This is a genomic window from Pseudomonas sp. S2_E01, assembly GCF_054668365.1.
This window is the reverse complement of sequence record NZ_CP162762.1, coordinates 1,319,086-1,343,134: the sequence shown is the minus strand read 5'-3', so window position 1 is coordinate 1,343,134 and position 24,049 is coordinate 1,319,086. Positions and strand designations below refer to the sequence as shown.

Here is a 24,049-nt window from a genome sequence, read left to right as displayed (position 1 = left end):
GCCTGGGCTCTTTCGAGCGCAGGCGGCCGTTTCATTTACGTTGTGGTTCAAGCCTCGGCGCTGACGCGCTTCTGCTTGGCCCGCCGGGACATCATGTTCAACACCTCGATCGCTGCCGAGAACGCCATGGCCGCATAGACGTAGCCTTTGGGTACATGGGCGCCAAAGCCTTCGGCAATGAGCGTCATGCCGATCATGATCAAGAAGCCCAGCGCCAGCATCACCACCGTCGGGTTGTCGTTGATGAACTTGGCCAGCGGGTCAGCGGCCAACAACATCACCAGTACCGAAGCCACGACCGCAATGATCATGATCGGCAAATGCTCGGTCATGCCGACTGCGGTAATGATGCTGTCGATGGAGAACACCATATCCAGCATCAGGATCTGCCCGATAGCCGCAGCGAAACCCAGGGTGACGGTCGAGGTGGCGCTTTTCGGGTCCTCTGGCGCCGGGTCCATGCTGTGGTGGATCTCGGTGGTTGCCTTCCACAACAGGAACAGACCACCGGCGATCAGGATCATGTCCTTCCAGGAGAACGCGTGGCCAAGTATCTCGATGACAGGCGCCGTCAACTGCACGATGAACGCGATGGTGCTCAACAACGCCAGGCGCATGATCAATGCCATGCCGATACCCAGACGCCGCGCTTTCTGGCGATATTGCTCCGGCAGTTTATTGGTCAGGATCGAGATGAAGATCAGGTTGTCGATGCCGAGCACGATCTCCATCACCACCAGCGTGGCCAGGGCGACCCAGGCGGTGGGGCTTGCAGCAAGTTCTAAGAGGTATTCCATGGGTCAGTCCTGACTCGATTAAGACGGTTTAGATTTCCTGGGAAGATTCGGTTTTTTCGTTATCTTCGCCTGATGACTCTTTCTTGCTGATGAGCCCGCCGGTGGCGTCGCTGAGCGCCTGCTCGGCTGCTTTGTGCGTGTCGTCGATGGCCTGCTTGGCACTTTCGGCTGCCTTGCCCATCAGTTGCTGGGCGCTTTTTTCGGCCTGGTCGCAACCGGCCAGTATCAGTAAAGGCGCGATCAACAATGCCGTGGATTTAAGCTTCATGATCCTTTTCCTCGATAGAACAGATCGGGCCGAAACCTGGCCCGCTGATAGCGAGGCATTCTAGGGAGATGAACACTTCAGTAAAATTCGTATTTTTAGCGGCTATACTTCGATTTTTACGAACTGTAGGGCACCATGATCAACTATCGCCAATTGCATTACTTTTGGGTGGTGGCCAAGACCGGCAGCATCGTACGTGCCTGTGAGCAACTGAACCTGACGCCACAGACCATCAGCGGACAGATTTCACTGCTCGAACAGACCTACGGCATCGAATTGTTTCGCCGGGTCGGTCGGCAACTGGAACTCACCGAGGCCGGGCGCCAGGCATTGCCCTATGCCGAACAGATGTTTCAGATCGGGGGTGAGCTGGAATTGATGTTGCGGGCACAACCCAATGAGCAGCAGATCCTGTTTCGGGTCGGCGTGGCCGATGTCGTGCCCAAGTCCATCGTGTATCGACTGATCGCCCCGACCATGGAGTTGCACGAACCCCTGCGCATCACCTGTCGCGAGGACAAACTCGAACGCTTGCTCGCCGACCTGGCGATCCAGCGGCTGGACCTGGTGATTTCCGACAGCCCGATGCCCTCGCATCTGGACATCAAGGGCTACAGCCAGAAGCTGGGTGAATGCGGCATCAGTTTTTTCGCCACGACAGAACTGGCGGGGCAATACGGCCAGGATTTTCCCCGTAGCCTGCACGGTGCCCCACTGTTGATTCCGGGCCCGGAAACCGTCGTGCGCAGCCGTTTGCAGCGCTGGTTCGCCGAACAGCAGATTCAACCCCGGATTGTCGGCGAATTCGATGACAGCGCCTTGATGCAGGCGTTCGGGCAATCGGGGAGTGGGATCTTCATCGGCCCGAGCGTGATTGCCGATGAAGTAAAGCGCCAGTACGGCGTGGAGCTGCTGGGCCAGACGGATGCGGTGACCGAGTCGTTCTATGCCATTTCGGTGGAACGCAAGGTCAAGCACCCCGGCATCGTTGCAATTACCGAAGGTGCCCGACGCGAGCTGTTTACTGCGCTCTGACGCCTCAGGCGCAGACGTGCCGGGGCTTGAAGGTCATCAGCGCCATGGCCAGCAGAATCGACATCAGGATCAGCCCCGCCGCCGCGAACCCCAGGCCTTGCAGGCCGACGCTGTCGATCACCCGGCCACCGATCATCGCCCCCAGCCCAATGCCGAGATTGGCCCCGGCGATGTTCAGCGACGCGGCAAACGCCGGTGCCTCGGGCGCGGCCTTCATCAAGCGCACATGGCTGACCAGGAACAACGCCGCCTGGGTCACCCCCCAAATGCCCATCGCCGCGGCCAGGCCCAGCGGCGAGTGAATGTTCGGCACCAGCGTCACCATGCCGGCAATCATGAACGCACAAAACGTCATCGAGGCGATCAACGGATGACGATCCACCGCGCGCCCACCCAGCGAGTTGCCGATCAATCCCACCGCACCGAAGCCCATCAGGCACCAGCCGACCACCGTGCCGTTGAAACCGGCGAGGCGTTCCAGAATGTCCGCCAGGTAGGTGTAGGCGGTGAACATGCCACTGAACACGATGATCGACAGCAGCACGTGGCCCATCATCAAGGGGCTGCGCAAGATCTTGAACTGCGAACGCAGACTCACCTGATGCTGATGCAGGCTGGTTTTGGGCAGGTACACAAACAGCAGCAAAGCCTTGGCGAAGGCGATCACCGCAAGGATGCCGAAAGCACTGCGCCATCCAAAGGCGTCGGAAATCAGCGTGCCGACCGGAATGCCGAACACCGTTGCGCAGACGATGCCAAAACCAATCTTGGCGATGGCGCGCCCAGCGTAATCCGGCCCGACGATGTCCACCGCCGTCTCACTGGCCAGGGCCCAGAACACCGGCAGCCCCAGGGCGGGAATCAGCCGCGCGAACGCCATGACCCAGATGTTCGACGCGAATGCCGCCAGGGTATTGGCCAGGCCGAACATGATCAGCACCGAAATGAACAGCTTGCGCCGCTCGAAGCGGGCGAAGTACGCCGTCAGAAAAGGCCCGAACGCCGCCACAGTGAAGGCGAACAACGTCACCAGCAAACCAGCCTGGGGAATCGTGACCTCAAGGTCCCGAGCGATGGCCGGCAACAGGCCGACGATGACAAATTCCGTGGTCAGCACCGTAAAACCGGCGGCGGACAACAGAAGAATGGGCAACAGCATGCAGAACTCCAGAAAAACGACAGCACCAGCGATAGCCCGAAGGCCCACTGGCAGAGATGAAAATGAGGATGGCCAATGTTAACAGAGTGTGTCCGAAAGCGGTTGCACCAACCTGCAAATCAGGTGCTCATCGGGTGACAGTTGGTCACGGGCCTGATGGAAGACCACGACTGGCGCTGTGATAAAATCCGCGCCCTGCGATTTCCACCCCCTGCTCATCAGCTCGCGATCGGCCTCGATGTCGCGACCACCTGAACATTCAGAGATGTTGTTTTATGACTGCTTCGTCCCCTTCACTGTTGCAACGCTTGAAAGGCTTGAGCCTGGTTTCACAAATCATCATCGGCCTGATCGCTGGTATTGCCCTGGCCCTGCTGGCGCCAGAGGTGGCAAAGTCCACGGCATTCATCGGAAAGGTATTCGTTTCGGCGCTCAAAGCCGTCGCGCCGATCCTGGTGTTCGTCCTGGTGATGGCGTCGATCGCCAATCACAAACACGGCCAGGAAACCCACATCCGGCCGATCCTCTTCCTTTATCTGCTGGGCACCTTTGGCGCGGCGGTCGTAGCGGTTGTCGCCAGCATGATGTTCCCGTCGAGCCTGGTGCTCAGCACCCAGGATGTCGCCGTGACCGCGCCGGGTGGCATCAGCGAAGTGTTGCAGAGTCTGCTGTTGAGCGTGGTGGACAACCCGGTCAGTGCGCTGATGAATGCCAACTTCATCGGAATCCTGGCCTGGGCTATCGGCATGGGCATCGCGATTCGCCACGCGGGCGACACCACACGCGAGGTCCTTGATGACCTTTCCAACGGTGTGACGTTGATCGTGCGCCTGGTGATCCGTTTTGCACCGCTCGGGATTTTCGGCCTGGTGGCCTCGACCCTGGCGACTTCAGGTTTCGGCGCGCTGATCGGCTATGTGCACCTGCTGGCCGTGCTGCTGGGCTGCATGGTGTTCGTGGCACTGGTCATGAACCCACTGATTGTGTTCTGGAAACTGCGTCGCAACCCCTTCCCGCTGGTGATCATGTGCCTGCGCGAAAGCGGGATCACCGCGTTCTTCACCCGCAGTTCGGCGGCGAACATTCCGGTCAACCTGGAGCTGAGCAAGCGCCTCGGCCTGCACGAAGACACCTATTCGGTGTCGATCCCACTGGGCGCGACCATCAACATGGCGGGCGCGGCGATTACCATCACCGTCCTGACCCTGGCGGCGGTGCACACTCTGGGCATCGCCGTGGACATTCCCACCGCCATTTTGCTGAGTGTCGTCGCCGCCATCTGCGCCTGCGGCGCATCGGGCGTGGCGGGCGGTTCGCTGCTGTTGATTCCCCTGGCGTGCAGCCTGTTCGGGATCCCCAGCGAAATCGCGATGCAGGTGGTGGCGGTCGGCTTCATCATCGGTGTGTTGCAGGACTCGGCAGAGACTGCGCTGAACTCGTCCACTGATGTGTTGTTCACGGCGGCGGCTTGCCTGGGTGAAGAGCAGAAGGCTTAGATTGCACGGATGAAAAAAAACCGCAGCCAATTGGCTGCGGTTTTTTTTGGCTTTCTGCTTTCTGTAGGAGCGAGCTTGCTCGCGATGGTGGTTCAGACACCGCAGGGTGTCAGTTTCCTTGCGTTATCGTTAACCACCATCGCGAGCAAGCTCGCTCCTACAGAGCAATGGGTGTGCGTCAGAACGCGCCCATATAGTCCCGCTTGCCCACTTCCACGCCATTGTGACGCAGCAGCGCGTAGGCGGTGGTGACGTGGAAGAAGAACTGCGGCAAGCCATAGCTCAGCAGGTAAGCCTGGCCGCTGAAGCGCTTCTCTTTTGGCGTGCCCGGACGCGTCACGATCTCGATGCCTTCCTTGCCATTGATCTGCGCAGGCTTGATCTCGTCGATGTAGGCCAGAACCTTGGTCAACAGCGCTTGCAGCTCGGCGAAAGTGGTTTCGGTGTCGTCGTACTTCGGCACTTCAACCTCGGCCAGGCGGGAGGAAACGCCCTTGGCAAAATCCACCGCGATCTGCACCTGACGCACCAGCGGGAACATGTCCGGGAACAGACGCGCTTGCAGGAAAGCATTGGCGTCGATGTTTTTGGCGGTGGCGTGGGCTTCGGCCTTGTGCAGGACGTCGCTCAGGGCGGTGAGCATTTGCTTGAAAACCGGAATGGATGCGTCGTACAGGGAAATGGTCATGGCAGTCTCGTGTGATGACAGGAGTGAAACGTGGGAGCGATTATAGCGAGCTGCGAATCCTGCGGCGTCTGCCCGCAGATAAAAATAACGGCATGAAACAATGGCGTTTTGATGACTGTTTGCTGCGAATTCAGTTGCCATTGGCGCGCGCCGGCCTAAAGTGCATGCCAGCAGGATCAGATTATGAATCGCGTAAGGACGCAGCATCATGAGTGAGCAAGAAACCACGTTCGAAGAGCCACGGCTCAACAGCACGGAAATCCGCATTCTGGGCTCGTTGATAGAGAAGCAGGCCACCAGCCCGGAAACCTATCCGCTGACGCTCAATGCGCTGGTCATTGCCTGCAATCAGAAAACCAGTCGTGAACCGGTGATGAACCTGACTCAAGGTCAGGTCGGCCAGAGCCTGCGCGCTCTCGAAGGTCGAGGCTTTGCCAAATTGGTCATGGGCAGCCGTGCCGACCGCTGGGAACACAAAGTCGATAAGGCGCTGGAACTGGTGCCAGCCCAGGTGATTCTCACCGGATTGATGTTTCTGCGCGGACCGCAGACTGTCAACGAGCTGTTGACCCGCAGTGGGCGCATGCATGATTTCGAAGATGCCGAACAGGTGGTGCACCAACTGGAACGCCTGATCGCCCGAGGTCTGGCCGTACTGATCCCGCGCCAGGCCGGGCAGCGCGAAGATCGTTATACCCACGCTCTGGGCGATCCGGCGGACATCGAAGCGATCCTCGCCGCCCGCCAGAACCCGACCGAGCGCAGCGCTGGCGGTGGTGTTTCGTTGGAGCGGATCGAAGAACTGGAAGCGCGGATTGCGGCGCTGGAAGAACGGTTGGCGCGGCTGGAATAACCTGATGTTCTGATGTTGACTGTCCCGGCCCCATCGCGAGCAGGCTCTCTCCCACAGGGATCACCGATAGCCTGCTCGCGATGGGGCCGGTACAGCCACCGCATCACTACCAGACAGAATCACCCCCGAGCAAACGCCACGGCCTTTTCAAACTGCTCAACCGTCGGGCGCACCCCGGTGTACAGCACAAACTGCTCGAGCGCCTGGATCGCAATGACTTCCAGGCCAGTGATCACCCGCTTGCCTTCGGCGCGCGCCCGCACGATCAACGGTGTTTCGCTAGGAACAGCCACCACATCGAAGACCGTCTGTGCGGCTGCAATCGTCTCGGCGTCGAAGGCCAGTTGATCGGCCTCGGGTCCCCCAGCCATGCCGATCGGGGTGACATTGATCAGCATTTGCGGGTTGCGCGCCCCCAGTTCGGCTTGCCACTCGTAACCCAGCGATTGCGCCAGCGCGCGCCCGGCGCTTTCGTTTCGGGCGACGATCAAGCCGTTCTTGTACCCGCCATCGCGCAGCGCACTGGCTACGGCCTTGGCCATACCGCCGCTGCCACGCAGGGCAAAGGTTGAGTCCTTGGGCACCCGATGGGTGTCCAGCAGTTGCGCGACAGCGATGTAATCGGTGTTGTAGGCCTTGAGGTGGCCGTTGGTATTGACGATGGTATTGATCGATTGGATGGCTGCGGCGGAGGCGTCCAACTCGTCAACCAGTGCAATGCACGCTTCCTTGAACGGCATCGACACCCCGCACCCGCGAATGCCCAGTGCGCGGATGCCAGCCACCGCGCCGGTCAGGTCCTGGCTGCTGAAGGCCTTGTAATAGAAATTCAAGCCCAACTGCTCGTACAGATGGTTGTGGAATCGCAGGCCGAAGTTGCCAGGGCGCCCAGACAGGGACATGCACAGTTGGGTGTCTTTGTTGGGGTTCATCTGCATGAGACATCTCCTTCATGGGTACGCGCCTGCGCCGGGCAGTGCGATGTAAAAAAACCGGTACAGACCTTACACAAAATTTACCCAACGGCTGTGCAGAATTTCGAAGAAGCGCTGTCTTATAGGTATCCCCGCGACAATCCCTGGGTCTATCGCAGACACCGGCGCCGGGCTGAAGAATCGAGGAACTATCATGATCCGTAAAATCCCCGCAGTGGCCCTGCTGATCGGCGCTCTGGCTGTCGCAGGACAGGCTCAAGCGCATGGCGGTGGCGGCTGGCAAGGTCCGGCGGTATTTGGCGCGATCGTCGGGTCGGCCATCGTCGGCTCGGCCATTATCAACAGCAACCGCCCGGTCTATGTCGCTCCGCAACCTGTCTATGCAGAGCCGGCGCCGGTGTATTACGCACCACCGCCGCCACCGGTTTATTACCAGCCAGCGCCGGTGTACGTACAACAACCCATTTATTACCGCCCGGCTCCGGTCTACTACGGGCCGCCGCGTGGTTATTACGGCCCGCCCCGTGGCTATTATGGCCCGCCACATGGATACGGCCGCTGGTAACAACCTCAATTAAAGCCCTGCCTCAAGCAGGGCTTTTTTAGGCCTGTGGATCCGTATTGGATGGACTCGCCGCTTCGACTTTTCGCAACCATTCATCGCCAAGGTCTGAATACCTTTCGTCGAGGTCGCTGTCGGGACAGTGCCGGTTGGGCAAGGCGTTCATATTTTTGTCATGACAGGTCCGCAAGCTGGTTCTGTCCGCCCACAATTGCTTGATAACAACAAGGACGAGCCCATGCCCACGCAAAACCCCCATCGCGATACCAGCTTGTGCACTTGCGACAAGGTGTACAGCGCCCTGACCGAACTCAAGCAGCTCGAGGGTCATCGCAACGCCAAGTTCCTTTCGCTGATGGCTGAAAACCTGGTACGCAAGGGCCTGCTCAACGAGCAGGAAGTGATGCACCTGCTGGATCTTGTAGTGGATTGACCGACAGACGGTCGCTTGGCCTCACTTGCATCAATGACCACTATTGAAAGCGTTGATTTCTCGTCCAGGCACCAGGCTCGTAATGTAGCTCCATAGATTGATGGAGGTACTTATGTCCCAGGTTAAAATCATGTCCGTTATCGGCAGCGCCGTTCCCGCCTCGCTCAGGGAGGTCGGCTTGCTCGCCTGCTGGTATTTGATGCAGGACGGCGAACCGATCAGCGGTCCGCTCACCTCGCTCAATGCCGCCCAGGCCTTGTCTCGACGCCTCGACACCGAGCGATTCAGCGCTTAAGGCAACTGCACCCGCGGTTGCGTTTCGATGAAAATCGCCCAGCTCGACATGAACAGTGCCGCGATGAGGGGCCCGATCACAAAGCCGTTGAGGCCGAAAATGGCCAGGCCACCCAACGTCGAGATGAGAATCAGGTAATCCGGCATCTTGGTGTCCTTGCCCACGAGTATCGGGCGCAACACATTGTCCACCAGGCCGATCACGAACACACCGAACAGCCCGAGCACCACGCCCTGCCAAATCGCCCCGCTGAACAGGAAAAACGCCGCCACCGGCGCCCAGACAATCCCCGCTCCGACGGCCGGTAGCAACGACAGAAACGCCATGAGCACCGCCCAGAGCAACGCGCTGGGAATATCGAGAAACCAGAAAATCAGCCCGCCCAGCGCACCTTGCGTCATGGCCACCACCAGGTTGCCCTTGACTGTGGCCCGCACCACCCGATTGAACTTGAGCTGCAAACGGCGCTTCTGGTGTTCTTCCAGCGGTATGGCGGTGCGCATTTTGCGCGCCAGTTCGGCACCGTCGCGCAGAAAAAAGAACAGCAGGTAGAGCATGATGAAGAAGCTCACCAGGAAATCGAATGTGCCCTGGCCGAAGCTGAACGCCTGACTGGTGATGAATTCATTGCCGCTCACGGCACTCTTGATGATTTTCTCGCGCAGTCCCTCCAGCTCACCGACCCCGGCCCGATCGAGCAAATGCTGGAAGTACGCCGGCAGGCTGTGCTTGAAATGCGTGACATAACCGGCGATGTCCAGCTCGCCGCTTTCGATGCGCTTGTACACCGTAGCGCCTTCCTGGACCAACAACATGCCGAGAATGATCATCGGCAAAATGGCGATCACCAGGCAGATGCCCAAGGTCAGCGCTGACGTAAAGTTGCGCTGCCATCCCAGCTTCAACTGCAGCCGCCGCTGCATGGGCGCAAACAGGATGCCAAGGATCACCGCCCAGAACACCGCGCCGTAGAACGGCAGCAGAATCCAGATAAAAGCCGCCGTAACCAGTCCAAGCAGGACCACCAGCGACTTGTTGTGTACCGTCTGTTCGTTCATGTCCGATCCATGTCAGTCCAAGGCGACGCAGGTCGCGTCCTGTTGCTTAGTCCACCACGGTTCGCGCGAGTGCCATCGGTTTGTTCACCAAGCATAGATCCAGATCAATGAAACCCGCAGGCAAGGCCGTTACCCTGCCCGGCTTTTGCGATCGACACGCCCATGACCCTCGCCAAGCCCGAACTGCTCGCCCCCGCCGGCACCCTGAAAAACATGCGCTATGCCTTCGCCTATGGCGCCGACGCCGTGTACGCCGGCCAGCCGCGCTACAGCCTGCGAGTGCGCAATAACGAATTCGACCACGCCAACCTCGCACTCGGCATCCGCGAGGCACAGGGCCAGGGCAAGCGGTTCTACGTGGTGGTCAACATCGCGCCGCACAACGCCAAGCTCAAGACATTCCTCAAGGATCTGGAGCCGGTGATTGCCATGGCGCCGGATGCGCTGATCATGTCCGACCCCGGCCTGATCATGCTGGTACGCCGGCATTTCCCACAGATGCCGATTCACCTCTCGGTGCAGGCCAACACGGTCAACTGGGCAAGCGTCGAGTTCTGGCAGTCGCAAGGGGTGAGCCGGATCATTCTGTCGCGGGAGCTGTCGCTGGAGGAAATCGAGGAAATTCGCCAACAAGTGCCAGCCATGGAACTGGAAGTGTTTGTCCACGGCGCCTTGTGCATGGCCTACTCCGGACGCTGCCTGCTGTCGGGTTACATGAACAAGCGCGATGCCAACCAAGGCACCTGCACCAACGCCTGCCGCTGGAAATACTCGGCGCAGGAGGCGGCAGAAAACGTCGTCGGCGATATCGTCCAGACCTTCGAGCCCGAACCCACGCTGGGCATCGGCGCGCCGACCGACCAGGTGTTCCTGTTGCAGGAAGCCAATCGCCCCGACGAATTGATGCCCGCCTTCGAGGACGAACACGGTACCTACATCATGAACGCCAAGGATCTGCGCGCCGTGCAGCACGTCGAACGCCTGACCCGCATGGGCGTGCACTCGCTGAAAATCGAAGGCCGCACCAAATCCCATTTCTATTGCGCGCGCACCACCCAGGTTTACCGGCAGGCCATCGATGATGCCGTGGCCGGGCGTGAATTCGATCGCAACCTGATGACCCACCTGGAATCCCTCGCTCAGCGCGGTTACACCGAAGGCTTCCTGCGCCGCCACGTCCATGACGAGTACCAGAATTATCAGAACGGCAGTTCGGTGTCGGAGCGCCAGCAGTTCGTCGGCGAACTGACCGGTTCAAGGCGTGAGGGGTTGGCGGAGGTGAAAGTGAAAAACCGCTTCGCCCTCGGTGATCACATGGAATTGATGACCCCCAACGGCAACGTCCATTTCGACCTGCACCAGTTGCACAACCTCAAGGGCGAATCCATCGACGTCGCGCCGGGTGATGGCCACACGGTGTACCTGCCGATCCCGGAAACGGTGGATTTGGCGTTTGGATTGTTGATGCGAGATGTGGCGAAGCCCTGACCCCACATCATCACGCAAACTCTTCACGCAACATTGCCACAAACGCCTCTCGCGCCGGGTGGACCCCGGCGTTTTCGTGCCAGTAAAACAGGTTGTCGATGGCCGTCAGGTCGGGAAATTCGTACCCCGCGCAACCGGCGCCCTTGGCGTACTGATCGAACACGCCCTTGGGCACCAACGCAACGCCTGCCCCCGCGCTCACGCAACCGACAATCGCGCCGTAACTGGCCAGGCTGACAATCGGCAGTGCATGGCCCTGGCGCAATAGCCAGTGTTCCAACGCCGCGCGATAAGGGCAGCCCTGGGGCCACATGAACACGGTTTTGTCCCGCAGGTCGTTGATGTCACGCACCGGCCCCATCGATGTCGAGGCGATCAACAGCAAGTCCTCGCGGTACATCGGCGTGCGCTTGAGGTGCGAGCGCTCGACATCCACCGCGACTATCGCTCCGTCGAGCCGATGTCCAACCGTGTCATCGAGCAGTTGCCCCCAACTGCCAGTCGTCAGCTCCAACGCCACCGCCGGATAACGCTTGTGGAACTTGGCCAGCAGACGCGGCAAGCGACCCGTCGCGGACGATTCTATTGCCCCGATGCGCAACGGGCCGGACGGCTCGGCGGCGGGGTCCAATGCCCGCTTGGCTTCGGCGGTGAGCGCAAGGATCTTCGAGGCGTAAGCCAGAAACGTCTGCCCTGACGCACTGATGCGCAGCCCCCTGCCCTCGCGCAAAAACAACGCGACGCCCAACTCTGCCTCCAGTGCCTTGATCCGCGCCGTAACGTTCGACGGCACACAATGCAGCAACTCAGCCGCGCGGGCGATGCTGCCCACGTCGGCAACGGTCTTGAACATACGAATCTGGGCCAGCTCCATACATCACCTAGAGTGAACGTTTTGAGCAGTATAAGTCAGTTGTGGCGAATGGTTCGCCTTACGATACTCCAGGCATCTGCCAACCGGTGCCCGACCATGTCAACGCTCGCCACTGCTTCCCCCCTCAAAATCACCCTGGCCATGGCCTTTGTCGTGGCGTGCTGGGGGTATTCTCCCAGCGGCATTCACATCGGCCTGCAAGCTTACGACCCCGGACACCTGGCGCTGCTGCGGTTTGTGCTGGCCTCTGCGCTCATGGCCCTGATCGCCTTGATCAAGGGCATCAGCCTGCCATGCCTGCGCGATGTGCCGCTGCTGTTCGGCCTCGGCTTTTTTGCCGTGAGCCTGCATCACGTGGCGATCAACTTCGGCCAGCAAGGCGTGAGAGCCGGGGCATCAAGTGTCCTGGCGCAAACGACCCCCCTGTTCAGCACGTTGCTGGCACGGTTTGTCTTCAAAGATCAGGTGAGCGCCTGGCGCTGGGGCTGTGTATTGCTCGGGCTGATCGGCGTGATGATCGTGGTCGCAGGTGACCGTGGTTTGGGCAGCCTCGACGCCCATGGTCTGTTGATCCTGCTCGCCGCGCTGTCCTGGAGTCTTTACTTTGCCTTGCAGAAACTTCATTGCGCGCGTTACAGCGGGCTGACACTCGTGTGTTACACGGTGTGGTCCGGAACTGTGTTGCTGCTGGTGTACCTGCCAGGGCTGGCGGCGCAAGTGGCCACCGCACCCGCCCGTGTGCAACTGGCTGTACTGGCGCTGGGCGTGTTTCCCAGTGCGCTCGCCTATCTTGCCTGGGCATTCGTGCTCGCGCACGTTGACCTGAGTCGGGCGACGATGACCCTGTACCTGGTGACACCGACAGCGATGGTGATGGCGTCTTTCGCCTTGGGCGAGCGCCCCAGCCTGATGATCGTCGTTGGCGCCCTGGTCGTGCTGATCAGCGTGCTGGCGCTGAACCTGGAGCGCAAGACTCTGATCATCGACTCATCGACTACCTGTGATAAATGACACTTTTTTGATCCATATCAAAGCAATCGGACATTGACCCCCCAGGCAAACTATTGGCGCCAGATTCAAGGCGATAGCACTTAGCCATTGCCGTAACATCGAGCACAGGTGTGCGCGGATAAAAATAGCGGTACGACAACTTAGCGCCTCAATGAATTTAATTGGAATGAGGGTTAAGGGCCATGCTGAAAAATGCCCCGCTACGTTTGAAACTGCTATTGATCCTGGCACTGCCCCTTCTCGGGTTTCTATTGCTGTCGGGCCTGTTTGTGTCGAGCAACTACGCAACGCTGCACGACATGAATGAGACGGTGACCGCCAGCGCCACCGCGCAGAAATTGAGTCGATTGATTACCACACTCCAACGCGAACGCGGCGCCAGTGGTGTATTCCTCGGCAGCGGCGGCAAGTCCATGGCGCAGCAGCTGACGCAAATGCGCAACGGTTCCAATGTTTCGATCGAGGCCGTGCGGGGGCTGTCTGCCCAGGGCGATGCACAACTGGTGGATGCCATTCGTGCACTGGATGAGCTGCCAGCCCTTCGTGCGCAGGTGGATAAGTTGAGTATCAGCGGGACCGAGTCGGGTGAGCGTTATACCCGGCTGATCAAGACGCTCATCGGCTTTACCCACTCCCTGGAAGCGAACGTCAATAACGCCGGGGTGATTCACGCGCTCAGCGCGCTCAACCAGTTCATCGAAATGAAAGAACGGGCCGGACGCGATCGGGTACTGCTCGGCCTGGTGTTCAATCAGGGCTACTTCGACGAAACCCTGCTGTCGCGCTTCAGCAGCAACCTGGGCGAGTTCTCTGCCTACTCCGATGCGTTCCGCCGCAAGGCCCCGCCCGCTTCGCTGAAACAGTTCGAGGAACAAATGCGAAGCCCAGTCGCCCTCGAAGTCGACAGATTGCAACGACTGGCGTTTGAAATTCCATTGGGCCAACCGCTGAACATCAAACCCGAAATGTGGTTCCAAACCTCCACCCAGCGCATCGACCTGATGGGCCAGGTAGAAGAAGCCCTGAGCCAGAGCGTGAGCAACCTGGCCATGCATGAACGCGACATCGCCAGCCGTGCGCTATGGCTGACGATTGGCGCGATGGTCGTATCGTTACTGGTAGTCGCACTGCTTTCATACATCATCATCCGCACCATCAATCTGGCGGTGAGCGACGTCAACCGGGTACTCGACGGCCTCGCCCAACGCGACCTTACCGCCCGAGCCACCTACAAGAGCAAGGACGAGTTCGGCCAGATCTCCCTCAATCTCAATCGCATGGCCGAAGAAATCAGGGGGATTATCGAGGAAATCGGCAACGCCACGGCGCAAGTGGCCACGGCGGCGGAGGAGTCCTCTGCGGTGACGATCCAGACCAGCCAGAGCGTTGACCAGCAGCGCCAGGGCACCGAACAGGTCGCTACCGCGATCAATGAAATGAGCGCCACGGTGCGTGAAGTCGCGCAAAGCACCAACGACGCTGCGCAGATGTCGCGGCAGATCAACCTCAGCACCGAGCAAGGTCGCGCCGAGATCGAAAGCACCATCAGCCTGATCCGCCAATTGTCAGGCCAGGCCGAGGACACCGCGCAGATCATCGGCAATCTCAAGGATGAAAGCCACGCGATTTCCTCGGTGCTCGACGTTATTCGCGGCATCGCCGAACAGACCAATCTGCTGGCACTGAACGCAGCAATCGAAGCGGCCCGGGCTGGAGAGTTCGGTCGCGGTTTTGCCGTGGTCGCCTCCGAAGTGCGCACCCTGGCGCAGAAAACCCAGGAATCCACAGGCAACATCCAGCAGATGATCAGCAACCTGCAAGCCGGGTCGGATCACGCGGTCATTTCCATGCAGGAAACGCTCGACAAGGCGCAGGACGGCGCAAGCAAAGTTGAACGCGCAGGTGAATTGCTGGTGGAGATCGCCGACGGCGTCGCCCGTATCAACGACCGCAACATTCAGATCGCCTCGGCTGCCGAAGAGCAGAGTGCGGTGTCGGAGGACATCAACCGCAACGTGAACGAGATCAATGACCTGGTGATTCAGGTCAGTGCCGGCGCCGAGCAGACGGCGATCACCAGCCAGGAGCTGGCCCGCCTGGCCGAATACCAGCAACAACTGGTCAACCGGTTCAAGATGGCCTAGCCGTCAGTGCACGTCAGTCGCGAGCGGCGAGAAACCGGTCGCGACTATAGGTCAGGTGCAGCCACATCGCGGCCCGCGCCGCATCGGCGTCCTGGCGCTTGATGGCATTGAGAATGGCCTCATGCTCCAGGTTGGCAAGCTGTCCCAACTTGCTCAGATCCGTGGCGCCGCGTTCGACGGCGTTGACCCGGGTGCGGGGAATCATGGCGCTGCCCAGGTGCTGCATGATTTCACTGAAACAGGCGTTGCCGGTGGCCTCTGCAATCAACAAATGAAAGCGCCGGTCGGCCTCGACGCAACTGTCGTTGTTGGCCAGCAAACGTTGATAATCGTCCAAGGCCTGGCGCATTTGGACCAGTTGCGAATCGGTTCGCCGCGTGGCTGCCAGCGCTGCGGCCTGGGTTTCCAGGCCCAGACGCAATTCCAGGATGCTGCGCACTCCCAGTGCGGTGTCGACATTCAGCCGCAACCCCTGCTCCGGCGCACGTTCGATGACGAAGGTGCCGATGCCGTGCCGCGTCTCCACCAACCCCGACGCCTGCAACTTCGAGATGGCCTCGCGCACCACCGTGCGACTGACGCCGTGCTCGGCAACGATGCTGTTTTCCGATGGCAGCTTGTCCCCCGGCAGCATCTGGCCGAGCAGGATGCTCTGGGTCAGCTTGCTCACCAGGTCATGAGCCAGGTTGTGAGTGCGCTTGCGGGCAGGCGCGTCGAGTTCTTCTTGCATGGGCTCATCCGAAGGCGCAATTGACGCCATCGTAGCACTGCGGATGAGCGGAAGCCGGAATAAACACGCACCAACTTGTATGACAACACTCAACAAACTCGCCGTAAGCCGCCAAAAAACACTGAAAACAAAACCACAAAAAGACAGGGCATCCCGACAAAACCCAAGATTACTGGGATGCAACCCCTTGCAGAACAAAAAAACGCAGTTGTATGATGTCTCTCAACAAGCAGCACCCAGCAATACCCCGCATAAAAATAATCAGTGGGAGACAATCAAGTGAACACACCCCTTACCGGGATGCACGACGGCGTCAATCCGGTCCTGCAATCCGCCATCGCGAAAGTGAAACGCCACGTTCTGCCCCTGTTCGTCATCATGTTCATCGTCAACTACATCGATCGCGTGAACATCGGTTTCGTCCGCACTCACATGGAACACGACCTGGGTATCGGCGCTGCCGCCTACGGATTCGGTGCCGGTCTGTTCTTCATCGGTTATGCATTGTTCGAAGTCCCCTCCAACCTGCTTTTGCAAAAAGTCGGTGCCCGAGTCTGGCTGACTCGCATCATGCTGACCTGGGGCCTGGTCGCCGCCAGCATGGCCTTCATCCAGAACGAAACCCACTTCTACATCCTGCGTTTTCTGCTGGGCGTGGCGGAAGCCGGTTTCTTTCCGGGGGTGATCTACTACTTCACTCGCTGGCTGCCCGGCGCCGAGCGTGGCAAGGCCATCGCGATTTTCCTGAGTGGGTCGGCCGTGGCATCGCTGATCTCCGGCCCACTGTCTGGGCTGCTCTTGCAAATCAACGGGCTTGGGATGCACGGTTGGCAATGGATGTATTTCATTGAAGGCATGTTCTCGGTAGGCCTGTGCGTGTTCGTGTGGTTCTGGCTGGATTCAAAGCCCCATGACGCCAAATGGCTGAACCGCCAAGAACAGGACGCGCTGGTTCAGGCCATCGACGCCGAACAACTGGCCCGCGAAGCCGCCTCACCGGTCAAACCCTCCCTGGGGACGCTGCTCAAGGATCGCCAGATCATTCTGTTCTGCCTGATCTATTTCTTCATCCAGTTGACCATCTACGCCGCGACGTTCTGGCTGCCGAGCATCATCAAGAAAATGGGCGACCTCAGCGACATTCAGGTCGGCCTGTTCAACTCGATCCCGTGGTTGCTGTCGATCGTCGGCATGTACGCCTTTGCCTCCCTGTCGACGAAATGGAAACACCAGCAAGCCTGGGTGGCTGCGGCACTGCTGATCGCCGCAGCCGGGATGTTCATGTCCACAACGGGCGGGCCGATCTTCGCGTTCGTGGCCATCTGTTTCGCGGCGCTGGGTTTCAAGTCCGCGTCTTCGCTGTTCTGGCCGATTCCCCAGGCCTACCTGGATGCGCGAATCGCCGCCGGGGTGATTGCGCTGATCAACTCGGTGGGCAACCTCGGCGGCTTCGTCGCGCCGACCACTTTTGGCCTTTTGGAACAACACACCGGCTCGATCCAGGGCGGGTTGTACGGATTGGCCGCCACTTCGATTATCGCCGCAATCATCGTTTTCGCGGCCCGCAATACACCCAAAACCGCACCACCGGTGGCTGCTGACAAACCTGCGCCACAGCACGCCTGACATGGCCTCTGATAAGGACAACAACATGACCGCACATGACACCGCCAAAGCCCCGATCATCACCAGCATGCAGGTGGTCCCAGTAGCCGGCCACGACGGCATGCTGCTCAACCTGAGCGGCGCCCACGGCCCCTTCTTTACTCGCAACGTGGTGATCCTCAAGGACAACGCCGGCCACACCGGCGTCGGCGAAGTGCCGGGCGGCGAGCGAATTCGCCAGACCCTGGAAGATGCCCGCTCGCTGGTGGTGGGCAGTCCGATCGGCAGTTATCAGAAGATTCTTAATCAGGTGCGCCAGACCTTCGCCGACCGTGATGCCGGCGGTCGCGGCCTGCAGACATTCGACCTGCGCATCACCATCCACGCCGTCACCGGCCTGGAAGCCGCACTCCTGGATTTGCTCGGCCAGTACCTGGACGTTCCGGTGGCCGCCCTGCTCGGCGAAGGCCAGCAGCGTGACGAAGTGAAGATGCTCGGTTACCTGTTTTATGTCGGCGACCGGGAACAGACCAATCTGGACTATCGCAGCGAAGCGGACGCTGACAACGATTGGTTTCGCCTGCGTCACGAAAAGGCCATGACCGCCGAGGCAGTGGTGCGTCTGGCACAAGCCGCTCACGCGCGGTATGGCTTCCAGGACTTCAAGCTCAAAGGTGGCGTACTGAGCGGCGATGCCGAGATCGAAGCCGTGACTGCGCTGGCCGAAACCTTCCCGCAGGCGCGCATCACCCTCGACCCGAACGGTGCATGGTCACTCAAGGAAGCGATTCGCTTGTGCCGCGATCAGCATCAAGTGCTGGCCTACGCCGAGGATCCTTGTGGCGCGGAAAGCGGCTACTCGGGACGCGAAGTCATGGCTGAGTTCCGCCGTGCCACCGGCCTTAAAACCGCCACCAACATGATCGCCACCGACTGGCGGGAAATGGGGCACGCCATCCAGTTGCAATCGGTGGACATCCCGCTGGCCGATCCGCACTTCTGGACCATGCAGGGCTCGGTTCGGGTCGCGCAGATGTGCCATGAGTGGGGCCTGACCTGGGGCTCGCATTCCAACAACCACTTCGACATTTCCCTGGCCATGTTCACCCACGTCGCCGCCGCAGCACCGGGCGACATCACCGCCATCGACACGCACTGGATCTGGCAGGACGGTCAGCGCCTGACCCGCGAACCGCTGCAAATCGTCGGTGGTTGCGTACAGGTGCCGAACAAACCTGGGCTGGGCGTCGAGCTGGACATGGATCAGTTGGCCAAGGCCCACGAGCTGTACAAGGGAATGGGGCTCGGCGCGCGAGATGACAGCTTGGCGATGCAGTTCCTGATACCGGGGTGGAAGTTTGATAACAAGCGGCCGTGTCTGGTGCGTTGAGACACACCTCAGCGAGCCTGTCGACGCCTCGACAAGCTCGCTCCTACGGGAATTGGGTCAAGACAGGGCAGCCTGCAATAACCACCCTTTGAACGCCGCCATCGCCGAGGTTTCGGGCCGAGACTGCAAACGTGTCAGCCAGTAGCTGCCGGTGGTGATGCCAATGGCGAACGGTTGCTCAATGGCCCCGACCGTCAATTGCCGGGCGAACATCAGCGGGGGTGCCAACGCCACCCCCGCGCCTTGCAGCGCCGCTTCCATCATCGCCAGTGACGAGTCGAAGACGATACTGCGCGGCGGCGCGACATGAGGTGCAAGACCGGTGGCCTGAAACCACTGCGGCCACTCGTCCGTGCGGTAGGAACGCAATAACGTTTGCTGCAACAGATCGTCCGGAGTCTGCAATTGCCGGGCTATCTGCGGCACGCACAACACCGACAACGGCGCCTCGATCAGGCGCACCGCCTCGATGCCGTGCCAGGCCCCGGCACCGAAGCGAATCGCATAGTCCAAACCTTCGGCGGCAACATCCACACGATTGTTATGGGTCGACAGGCGGAGATCTATGAAGGGATATTTCGCCTGGAAGTCCGCCAGCCTCGGCATCAGCCACCCCACCGCGAACGTCCCCACTGCCCCCACCGTCAACACTTCACGAAAATGCCCGCCCTCGAAACGTTCCAGTGTGGCGGCGATGCGGTCGAAAGACTCACGCAGCACCGGCAACAGGGTTTCCCCTTCACTGGTCAGCATCAGCCCCCGGGGCAAGCGTTTAAACAGTGTCACCTTGAGCTGGGCTTCCAGGCTCTTGACGTGATGACTGACCGCCGCCTGCGTCACACACAGTTCGACCGCCGCTCGGGTGAAGCTCAGATGCCGGGCCGATGCCTCGAAGGCGCGAAGCGCATTGAGTGGCAATTGCGGGCGAATCATGCTGACTCCCAAATTTTTCTAATGACCAGGCCCAAATAACATCGTTTGTCCCAGGGCGGAAAAGTGAATAGATTTTCGCCACACTCATCGGCGGCCCCCTGGGAATCGCTCGCTCCGAACGGGCACACATGACAAAAACCTCATGAACAGCAGCGTACACATGCACAACTTAAAGCTCAGCAAGGCCTTATCCTACAGCGCTTTCGGACTTCTCCTCAGCACAGGGTACGGCATGACCGCGAATGCAACGGACTCGCAGATTGAAGCGACAGTCAACAGCATCGTCAGACCACTCATGCAGCAGCAAGGCATCCCTGGCTTGGCAGTCGCCGTCACCGTGAACGGCAAGCCACATTACTTTAATTACGGCGTTGCCTCGAAGGAAACAAGCGAAAAGGTCAGCGAAAACACACTGTTCGAGATTGGTTCGGTCAGCAAGACCTTCACTGCGACCCTCGCCGCATACGCCCAGGCCAGTGGCAAACTGTCCTTGACCGACAAGGCCAGCCAGGTCTGGCCCGCCCTGCGGGGCAGTGCGTTCGATAACATCAGCGTGCTGCAACTGGGCACCTATTCCGGCGGTGGGTTGCCGTTGCAGTTTCCCGCCGAGGCGGACACGCCGGACGGAATGCTCGGCTATTTCAAACACTGGAAACCGGTGTACGCCCCGGGCAGCCATCGCCAGTACTCCAACCCGAGTCTTGGACTGTTCGGTTACCTGGCCGCGCAACGTCTTGGCTTGCCGTTCGATGAGGCGGTGGAAAAGACCCTGCTGCCCAAACTCGGTTTGAAACACACCTTCCTCAGGGTCCCGCAGGATCAACTGGGGCTTTACGCCCAGGGCTACAACAAGGATGACAAGCCGGTACGGGTCGGCCCGGGAGCGCTGGACTCGGAAGCTTATGGGGTGAAGACCAGCGCGGCGGACCTGATCCGCTACGTGCAGGCGAACATGCAACCGGCGCTACTGGAAAAGCCCTTGCAACAGGCCATCGCCCTCACCCACACCGGCTACTACCAGGTAGGCGACACGACTCAGGGGCTGGGCTGGGAGTTCTATCCCTATCCGGTCAAGCTCGACACCTTGCTGGCGGGCAATTCAGCGCAGATGGCCTATGAAGCCAACCCGGTGCGATGGCTCAATCCTCCCCAACCTCCTCGTCAGGATGCGCTGTTCAACAAGACCGGCTCAACCAGCGGATTTGGCGCCTATGTCGCGTATGTTCCCGCGAAGCAGATTGGGATTGTGATGTTGGCCAACCGCAATTATCCAAATGCCGAGCGAATCAAAATCGCCCATGCGGTATTGGAGGCATTGGGTTATTGATTTCAGGAATGGACGGGCTGAGCCCAGATACCCCCTGCCCCTCAACCTGCAGGAGGTTCACGAATCGACGAATAGGTCGGGACTCACGCCCGCTCAATCATCCGGCTGCTCGGGCGGCTTGGACGGTTTCGCCGGCTTGGCGGGTTTTGCATTCTTCGCACCTTTGGCCGGGACCGGTTCGGCAGCGGGAGGAGGTGGCGCGGCGGCTGCGGCTTCCTTCTCGGCCATGGGCATGGCGTCGATGGTATCGAAGATTTTCTTCAAGTCCGTAGATTTGGCTTCTTCACCTGAGCTCTCGAACTTCTTCTCGCCGTCCTTACCGATCAATATCACTTTGGGCAACGCCCCCGCCCCCAGTTTCAACGCACGAATCAGCGCCATGGTGTCCTGCTGGCCGATGTCCTTGCCATCAAGCTGGCCGGACATGTTCAGCACGCTGTACACCTTGATGTTGCGATCAGCGATCCCCTGCTTGTTGGCCGGGTCTTCCAGGGATTTTTTCAGGTTGACCCAGACAGGGTCCACCGTGCTTTGGGCGATGACGATCAGCGGTCGGGACAGGCCTTTCTGGACATCCAACGGCGAATCACCATCAGCAGCGAGCAAGGGACCGGCGAAGGCCAGCAAGGTTGTCAGGGTCAGTGACCTGATGAGCATGCGCATCTCCTTTTGATATCCACGCTCTAGTGATTGCGCATCGCGGCGTTCGTTCCGGGTGAGCACCGCAATTGTGTTTCGCCATGTCCCAAGCTTAGGTCAGGGCAGTCAATGCGCAACCAGTGCCGATGCTGACAATCGGTGGTTGCCCTTCCCGGTCAGGCCCTTCCATAATCGACGCTCTTTGGCTCCTGTGAGGTGTTCGTCCGATGCGCAATTGATGCCGCCGTCCTGTTTGACGGTCCCGACTTCATGTTTTCCCATTCTGTGGGGAAGTGATCGCTGGCATCCATTGAGAAACACCCATGCCCCATTCCCGCCTGACGCTGGACAGCGTTTCCTTGACCTTGCCCGATGGCCGGGTTGTTTTTTCCGATCTTTGCATTGAATTTGATCAACACGCCACTGGCCTGGTAGGCCGCAATGGTGTGGGCAAGAGTTTGCTCGCGCGAATACTGGCCGGCCAGATGGAGCCCAGCAGTGGCCGATGCGTGCGCGATGGCTCTGTGCACTACCTGACGCAACAGGTCGATACAACCCGAAGTGTTGCCGATCTGATGGGTGTCGAGCCAGTGCTGGCGGCCCTGCAACGTATCGAAGCCGGCAGTGTCGAGCCTGCGGATTTCGACATCGTCGCGGATCGCTGGGATATCCGCAGGCTTGTGCAGACCGAGTTGCAGGCTCAGGGCCTGGGCCACCTTTCGCTTGAGCAACCTGCCGGGAAGCTCAGTGGTGGCCAGGCCATGCGCGTGGCGCTGGTGGGAGCCTGGGTCGCCAACCCTGACTGGCTGATACTCGATGAGCCGACCAATCACCTTGATCGTGCCAGCCGCCTGGCGTTCATGGACCAACTGGATCAGTGGCCCAAGGGTTTGCTGGTGATCAGCCATGACCGGCAATTGTTGCGGCGCATGTCGCGCATCGTCGAACTGTCGTCTCTGGGCCTGCAAAGCTATGGTGGCGACTACGATTTTTATCAGCAGACCAAGTCCCTGGAACGCGAAAACGCCGCGCGGCTATTGCAGCAGCGCAAGCATGAACGCAAGCGTGGCGAGCAGGTGCTGGCCCAACAGCGCGAGCGTCAGGAACGCCGAAACGCCCAGGGCAACCGCAGTGCACGCGAGGCTAATCAGGCGCCGATTCTGCTGGGGCGCCGCAAGGAGCAGAGTGAGAACAGTCTGGGTAAATCAAGAGCCCAGGAAGCCGCCGCTCGCGAACAGATGAACCGACAGGTGCGCGAGGCAGCGCAACAGGTCGAGCAAGATGCGTTGATTCGTTTGTATTCGCCTCAGGATTCATCGACCCATCGCCGTCAGATCGCCAGGCTTGAGGCATTGCGACTGCCGTTCAGGCCTGAGAGCGCCTGCGCAATCGACCTGAGCATTGGCGGCGGGCAGCGCATTGGTGTGATGGGCGATAACGGCGTGGGCAAATCAACATTGTTGAAGGTACTGGCGGGGCAACTACAGCCGCAGTCGGGGGAATGTTCGGTGCAGGCGCCGATGGCCTGGCTCGATCAACAGACAAGTAACCTGGACCCGCAAAAGTCGGTGCTCGAACAGTTGCTGCAAGTGAACCGCCGCAGCAGCGAGGGCGAGTTGCGTACGCGCCTGGCCCACCTGGACCTGGATGCCGGGAAACTGCTGCAACCCAGCGGGTCGCTCAGTGGCGGCGAACGCCTCAAGGCCGCCATGGCCTGCGTACTCTACGCAGACGAACCTGCGCATTTGTTGTTGCTGGACGAACCGGGTAACCACCTGGACCTGGCGTCGCTACAGGCGCTGGAAACCATGTTGAGCCAATACCAGGGCGCCTTGATGATCGCCTCCCACGACGAAGACCTCCTCTCGCGCTTGCAACTCACCCACCTCCTGCACCTGCACAGCCACACCTGGGAAATACAAATCCTGTAGGCGCGAGCATGCTCCGATGGTAGCCCGGCCACCGCGGGCATTCAGACTGCCAGCGTCATCGTTGACGACCATCGCGAGCGTGCTCGCTCCTACAGAAGATCTAGATCAAAAGCGAAACACGCCCCCTGTAGGAGCGAGCTTGCTCGCGATGGTGGCCCAGCCACCGCGGGCATCCAGACAGCCCGCGTCATCGTTAACGACCATCGCGAGCAAGCTCGCTCCTACAGAAGATCAAGATCAAAAGCCGAGCACGATCCCCTGTAGGAGCGAGCATGCTCGCGATGGTGGCCCAGGCACCGCGGGCCTTCAGGAAGCCCGCGTCATCGTTAACGACCATCGCGAGCGTGCTCGCTCCTACAGAAGATCTAGATCAAAAGCGAAACACGATTCCTGTAGGA

General features: G+C 59.9%; 24 protein-coding genes. 14 read left to right on the top strand and 10 right to left on the bottom strand.

All coding sequences use genetic code 11. The features are described 5' to 3' along the window. Positions 1-47: 47 nt before the first annotated feature. Together AB4O36_RS06095 and AB4O36_RS06090 are read right to left on the bottom strand one after the other, a co-directional pair. On the bottom strand, positions 48-797 hold the full coding sequence (locus AB4O36_RS06095; protein ID WP_460122489.1) for a TerC family protein: 750 nt from the start codon (positions 795-797) through the stop codon (positions 48-50). A 28-nt stretch (positions 798-825) separates the two neighbouring features. Next, on the bottom strand, positions 826-1,065 hold the full coding sequence (locus AB4O36_RS06090; protein WP_460141253.1) for a hypothetical protein: 240 nt from the start codon (positions 1,063-1,065) through the stop codon (positions 826-828). A gap of 135 nt (positions 1,066-1,200) precedes the next feature. Here AB4O36_RS06090 and nhaR point away from each other — a divergent pair, with 135 nt between their 5' ends. Continuing rightward, positions 1,201-2,100, top strand: coding sequence for a transcriptional activator NhaR (nhaR, locus tag AB4O36_RS06085; RefSeq protein WP_460141252.1), 900 nt, complete (start codon positions 1,201-1,203; stop codon positions 2,098-2,100). A 4-nt stretch (positions 2,101-2,104) separates the two neighbouring features. Here the strand turns inward: nhaR and AB4O36_RS06080 are convergent, their stop codons facing one another. Beyond that, positions 2,105-3,259, bottom strand: coding sequence for an MFS transporter (locus tag AB4O36_RS06080; protein ID WP_460122483.1), 1,155 nt, complete (start codon positions 3,257-3,259; stop codon positions 2,105-2,107). Between the two features lie 275 nt (positions 3,260-3,534). Here AB4O36_RS06080 and sstT point away from each other — a divergent pair, with 275 nt between their 5' ends. Next, entirely contained in the window at positions 3,535-4,755 is a 1,221-nt protein-coding gene (gene sstT, locus AB4O36_RS06075; protein ID WP_460122481.1) for a serine/threonine transporter SstT, read from the top strand. 178 nt (positions 4,756-4,933) lie between these two features. Here the strand turns inward: sstT and AB4O36_RS06070 are convergent, their stop codons facing one another. Continuing rightward, positions 4,934-5,443, bottom strand: a complete 510-nt coding sequence (locus AB4O36_RS06070) for a DUF1993 domain-containing protein (RefSeq protein WP_460122479.1) — start codon at positions 5,441-5,443, stop codon at positions 4,934-4,936. A 205-nt stretch (positions 5,444-5,648) separates the two neighbouring features. On the opposite strand from AB4O36_RS06070, the gene AB4O36_RS06065 reads away from it, so the two are divergent. Beyond that, positions 5,649-6,296 (top strand): YceH family protein, encoded by a 648-nt coding sequence (locus AB4O36_RS06065; protein ID WP_460142117.1) that lies wholly within the window; start codon positions 5,649-5,651, stop codon positions 6,294-6,296. 119 nt (positions 6,297-6,415) lie between these two features. Here AB4O36_RS06065 and AB4O36_RS06060 read toward each other — a convergent pair whose 3' ends face one another. Further along, complete coding sequence (locus AB4O36_RS06060) at positions 6,416-7,234, bottom strand: shikimate 5-dehydrogenase (protein ID WP_460122475.1); 819 nt, start codon at positions 7,232-7,234, stop codon at positions 6,416-6,418. A gap of 190 nt (positions 7,235-7,424) precedes the next feature. Between AB4O36_RS06060 and AB4O36_RS06055 the strand changes: the two genes are divergently transcribed. From AB4O36_RS06055 to AB4O36_RS06045, 3 genes are all read left to right on the top strand, one after another. After that, positions 7,425-7,796: a hypothetical protein gene (locus tag AB4O36_RS06055; protein ID WP_460122473.1), complete on the top strand. Its 372-nt coding sequence runs from the start codon at positions 7,425-7,427 to the stop codon at positions 7,794-7,796. A 235-nt stretch (positions 7,797-8,031) separates the two neighbouring features. Further along, positions 8,032-8,226, top strand: coding sequence for a hypothetical protein (locus AB4O36_RS06050; protein WP_460122471.1), 195 nt, complete (start codon positions 8,032-8,034; stop codon positions 8,224-8,226). 112 nt (positions 8,227-8,338) lie between these two features. Further along, positions 8,339-8,521 carry a hypothetical protein gene (locus AB4O36_RS06045; RefSeq protein ID WP_460122469.1) on the top strand — a complete coding sequence of 61 codons (183 nt, stop codon included), beginning with the start codon at positions 8,339-8,341 and terminating at the stop codon, positions 8,519-8,521. On the opposite strand, the gene AB4O36_RS06040 is transcribed toward AB4O36_RS06045, so the two are convergent. Further along, positions 8,518-9,579: an AI-2E family transporter gene (locus AB4O36_RS06040; RefSeq protein WP_460122467.1), complete on the bottom strand. Its 1,062-nt coding sequence runs from the start codon at positions 9,577-9,579 to the stop codon at positions 8,518-8,520. The two genes, AB4O36_RS06045 and AB4O36_RS06040, sit on opposite strands and share 4 nt — an antisense overlap. Positions 9,580-9,741: 162 nt before the next feature. On the opposite strand from AB4O36_RS06040, the gene trhP reads away from it, so the two are divergent. Further along, positions 9,742-11,067, top strand: a complete 1,326-nt coding sequence (gene trhP, locus AB4O36_RS06035) for a prephenate-dependent tRNA uridine(34) hydroxylase TrhP (RefSeq protein ID WP_460141251.1) — start codon at positions 9,742-9,744, stop codon at positions 11,065-11,067. A gap of 10 nt (positions 11,068-11,077) precedes the next feature. Here the strand turns inward: trhP and AB4O36_RS06030 are convergent, their stop codons facing one another. Further along, positions 11,078-11,941, bottom strand: a complete 864-nt coding sequence (locus tag AB4O36_RS06030) for a LysR family transcriptional regulator (protein ID WP_460122463.1) — start codon at positions 11,939-11,941, stop codon at positions 11,078-11,080. Between the two features lie 96 nt (positions 11,942-12,037). On the opposite strand from AB4O36_RS06030, the gene AB4O36_RS06025 reads away from it, so the two are divergent. Both AB4O36_RS06025 and AB4O36_RS06020 read left to right on the top strand, forming a co-directional pair. Next, positions 12,038-12,952, top strand: coding sequence for a DMT family transporter (locus AB4O36_RS06025; protein WP_460141250.1), 915 nt, complete (start codon positions 12,038-12,040; stop codon positions 12,950-12,952). A 182-nt stretch (positions 12,953-13,134) separates the two neighbouring features. Continuing rightward, positions 13,135-15,096 carry a methyl-accepting chemotaxis protein gene (locus AB4O36_RS06020; RefSeq protein ID WP_460141249.1) on the top strand — a complete coding sequence of 654 codons (1,962 nt, stop codon included), beginning with the start codon at positions 13,135-13,137 and terminating at the stop codon, positions 15,094-15,096. Between the two features lie 13 nt (positions 15,097-15,109). Here the strand turns inward: AB4O36_RS06020 and AB4O36_RS06015 are convergent, their stop codons facing one another. Then, positions 15,110-15,826, bottom strand: coding sequence for a FadR/GntR family transcriptional regulator (locus AB4O36_RS06015; RefSeq protein WP_460141248.1), 717 nt, complete (start codon positions 15,824-15,826; stop codon positions 15,110-15,112). On the opposite strand from AB4O36_RS06015, the gene AB4O36_RS06010 reads away from it, so the two are divergent. From AB4O36_RS06010 to gudD, 3 genes are read left to right on the top strand one after another with little or no spacing between them, the layout of a single operon-like run. Beyond that, positions 15,825-16,109: a hypothetical protein gene (locus tag AB4O36_RS06010; RefSeq protein ID WP_460141247.1), complete on the top strand. Its 285-nt coding sequence runs from the start codon at positions 15,825-15,827 to the stop codon at positions 16,107-16,109. The two genes, AB4O36_RS06015 and AB4O36_RS06010, sit on opposite strands and share 2 nt — an antisense overlap. 17 nt (positions 16,110-16,126) lie before the next feature. Then, positions 16,127-17,452 (top strand): MFS transporter, encoded by a 1,326-nt coding sequence (locus tag AB4O36_RS06005; protein ID WP_460142116.1) that lies wholly within the window; start codon positions 16,127-16,129, stop codon positions 17,450-17,452. Between the two features lie 25 nt (positions 17,453-17,477). Beyond that, positions 17,478-18,821: a glucarate dehydratase gene (gene gudD, locus AB4O36_RS06000; RefSeq protein ID WP_460141246.1), complete on the top strand. Its 1,344-nt coding sequence runs from the start codon at positions 17,478-17,480 to the stop codon at positions 18,819-18,821. 57 nt (positions 18,822-18,878) lie between these two features. Here the strand turns inward: gudD and AB4O36_RS05995 are convergent, their stop codons facing one another. Beyond that, positions 18,879-19,754 (bottom strand): LysR family transcriptional regulator, encoded by an 876-nt coding sequence (locus AB4O36_RS05995; RefSeq protein WP_460141245.1) that lies wholly within the window; start codon positions 19,752-19,754, stop codon positions 18,879-18,881. Between the two features lie 160 nt (positions 19,755-19,914). Between AB4O36_RS05995 and ampC the strand changes: the two genes are divergently transcribed. After that, entirely contained in the window at positions 19,915-21,081 is a 1,167-nt protein-coding gene (ampC, locus tag AB4O36_RS05990) for a class C beta-lactamase (protein ID WP_460141244.1), read from the top strand. A gap of 93 nt (positions 21,082-21,174) precedes the next feature. Here ampC and AB4O36_RS05985 read toward each other — a convergent pair whose 3' ends face one another. Beyond that, entirely contained in the window at positions 21,175-21,738 is a 564-nt protein-coding gene (locus AB4O36_RS05985; protein WP_460122451.1) for a DUF4174 domain-containing protein, read from the bottom strand. 305 nt (positions 21,739-22,043) lie between these two features. On the opposite strand from AB4O36_RS05985, the gene AB4O36_RS05980 reads away from it, so the two are divergent. Next, the gene (locus AB4O36_RS05980) at positions 22,044-23,651 is read left to right on the top strand and encodes an ABC-F family ATP-binding cassette domain-containing protein (RefSeq protein WP_460141243.1); all 1,608 of its coding nucleotides are present in this window, start codon (positions 22,044-22,046) and stop codon (positions 23,649-23,651) included. The last annotated feature ends 398 nt before the right edge of the window (positions 23,652-24,049 follow it).

What these genes read in the sequence shown, in the direction of transcription:
- AB4O36_RS05995 (WP_460141245.1), bottom strand. Translation starts at nt 19,754, where the DNA reads ATGATTCGCCCGCAATTGCCACTCAATGCGCTTCGCGCCTTCGAGGCA.
- AB4O36_RS05980 (WP_460141243.1), top strand. Translation starts at nt 22,044, where the DNA reads ATGCCCCATTCCCGCCTGACGCTGGACAGCGTTTCCTTGACCTTGCCC.
- AB4O36_RS06090 (WP_460141253.1), bottom strand. Translation starts at nt 1,065, where the DNA reads ATGAAGCTTAAATCCACGGCATTGTTGATCGCGCCTTTACTGATACTG.
- AB4O36_RS06055 (WP_460122473.1), top strand. Translation starts at nt 7,425, where the DNA reads ATGATCCGTAAAATCCCCGCAGTGGCCCTGCTGATCGGCGCTCTGGCT.
- AB4O36_RS06080 (WP_460122483.1), bottom strand. Translation starts at nt 3,259, where the DNA reads ATGCTGTTGCCCATTCTTCTGTTGTCCGCCGCCGGTTTTACGGTGCTG.
- sstT (WP_460122481.1), top strand. Translation starts at nt 3,535, where the DNA reads ATGACTGCTTCGTCCCCTTCACTGTTGCAACGCTTGAAAGGCTTGAGC.
- AB4O36_RS06025 (WP_460141250.1), top strand. Translation starts at nt 12,038, where the DNA reads ATGTCAACGCTCGCCACTGCTTCCCCCCTCAAAATCACCCTGGCCATG.
- AB4O36_RS06020 (WP_460141249.1), top strand. Translation starts at nt 13,135, where the DNA reads ATGCTGAAAAATGCCCCGCTACGTTTGAAACTGCTATTGATCCTGGCA.
- AB4O36_RS06005 (WP_460142116.1), top strand. Translation starts at nt 16,127, where the DNA reads ATGCACGACGGCGTCAATCCGGTCCTGCAATCCGCCATCGCGAAAGTG.
- AB4O36_RS05985 (WP_460122451.1), bottom strand. Translation starts at nt 21,738, where the DNA reads ATGCTCATCAGGTCACTGACCCTGACAACCTTGCTGGCCTTCGCCGGT.
- AB4O36_RS06040 (WP_460122467.1), bottom strand. Translation starts at nt 9,579, where the DNA reads ATGAACGAACAGACGGTACACAACAAGTCGCTGGTGGTCCTGCTTGGA.
- gudD (WP_460141246.1), top strand. Translation starts at nt 17,478, where the DNA reads ATGACCGCACATGACACCGCCAAAGCCCCGATCATCACCAGCATGCAG.
- trhP (WP_460141251.1), top strand. Translation starts at nt 9,742, where the DNA reads ATGACCCTCGCCAAGCCCGAACTGCTCGCCCCCGCCGGCACCCTGAAA.
- AB4O36_RS06050 (WP_460122471.1), top strand. Translation starts at nt 8,032, where the DNA reads ATGCCCACGCAAAACCCCCATCGCGATACCAGCTTGTGCACTTGCGAC.
- AB4O36_RS06010 (WP_460141247.1), top strand. Translation starts at nt 15,825, where the DNA reads ATGGGCTCATCCGAAGGCGCAATTGACGCCATCGTAGCACTGCGGATG.
- AB4O36_RS06060 (WP_460122475.1), bottom strand. Translation starts at nt 7,234, where the DNA reads ATGCAGATGAACCCCAACAAAGACACCCAACTGTGCATGTCCCTGTCT.
- ampC (WP_460141244.1), top strand. Translation starts at nt 19,915, where the DNA reads ATGCACAACTTAAAGCTCAGCAAGGCCTTATCCTACAGCGCTTTCGGA.
- AB4O36_RS06070 (WP_460122479.1), bottom strand. Translation starts at nt 5,443, where the DNA reads ATGACCATTTCCCTGTACGACGCATCCATTCCGGTTTTCAAGCAAATG.
- AB4O36_RS06015 (WP_460141248.1), bottom strand. Translation starts at nt 15,826, where the DNA reads ATGCAAGAAGAACTCGACGCGCCTGCCCGCAAGCGCACTCACAACCTG.
- AB4O36_RS06030 (WP_460122463.1), bottom strand. Translation starts at nt 11,941, where the DNA reads ATGGAGCTGGCCCAGATTCGTATGTTCAAGACCGTTGCCGACGTGGGC.
- nhaR (WP_460141252.1), top strand. Translation starts at nt 1,201, where the DNA reads ATGATCAACTATCGCCAATTGCATTACTTTTGGGTGGTGGCCAAGACC.
- AB4O36_RS06095 (WP_460122489.1), bottom strand. Translation starts at nt 797, where the DNA reads ATGGAATACCTCTTAGAACTTGCTGCAAGCCCCACCGCCTGGGTCGCC.
- AB4O36_RS06045 (WP_460122469.1), top strand. Translation starts at nt 8,339, where the DNA reads ATGTCCCAGGTTAAAATCATGTCCGTTATCGGCAGCGCCGTTCCCGCC.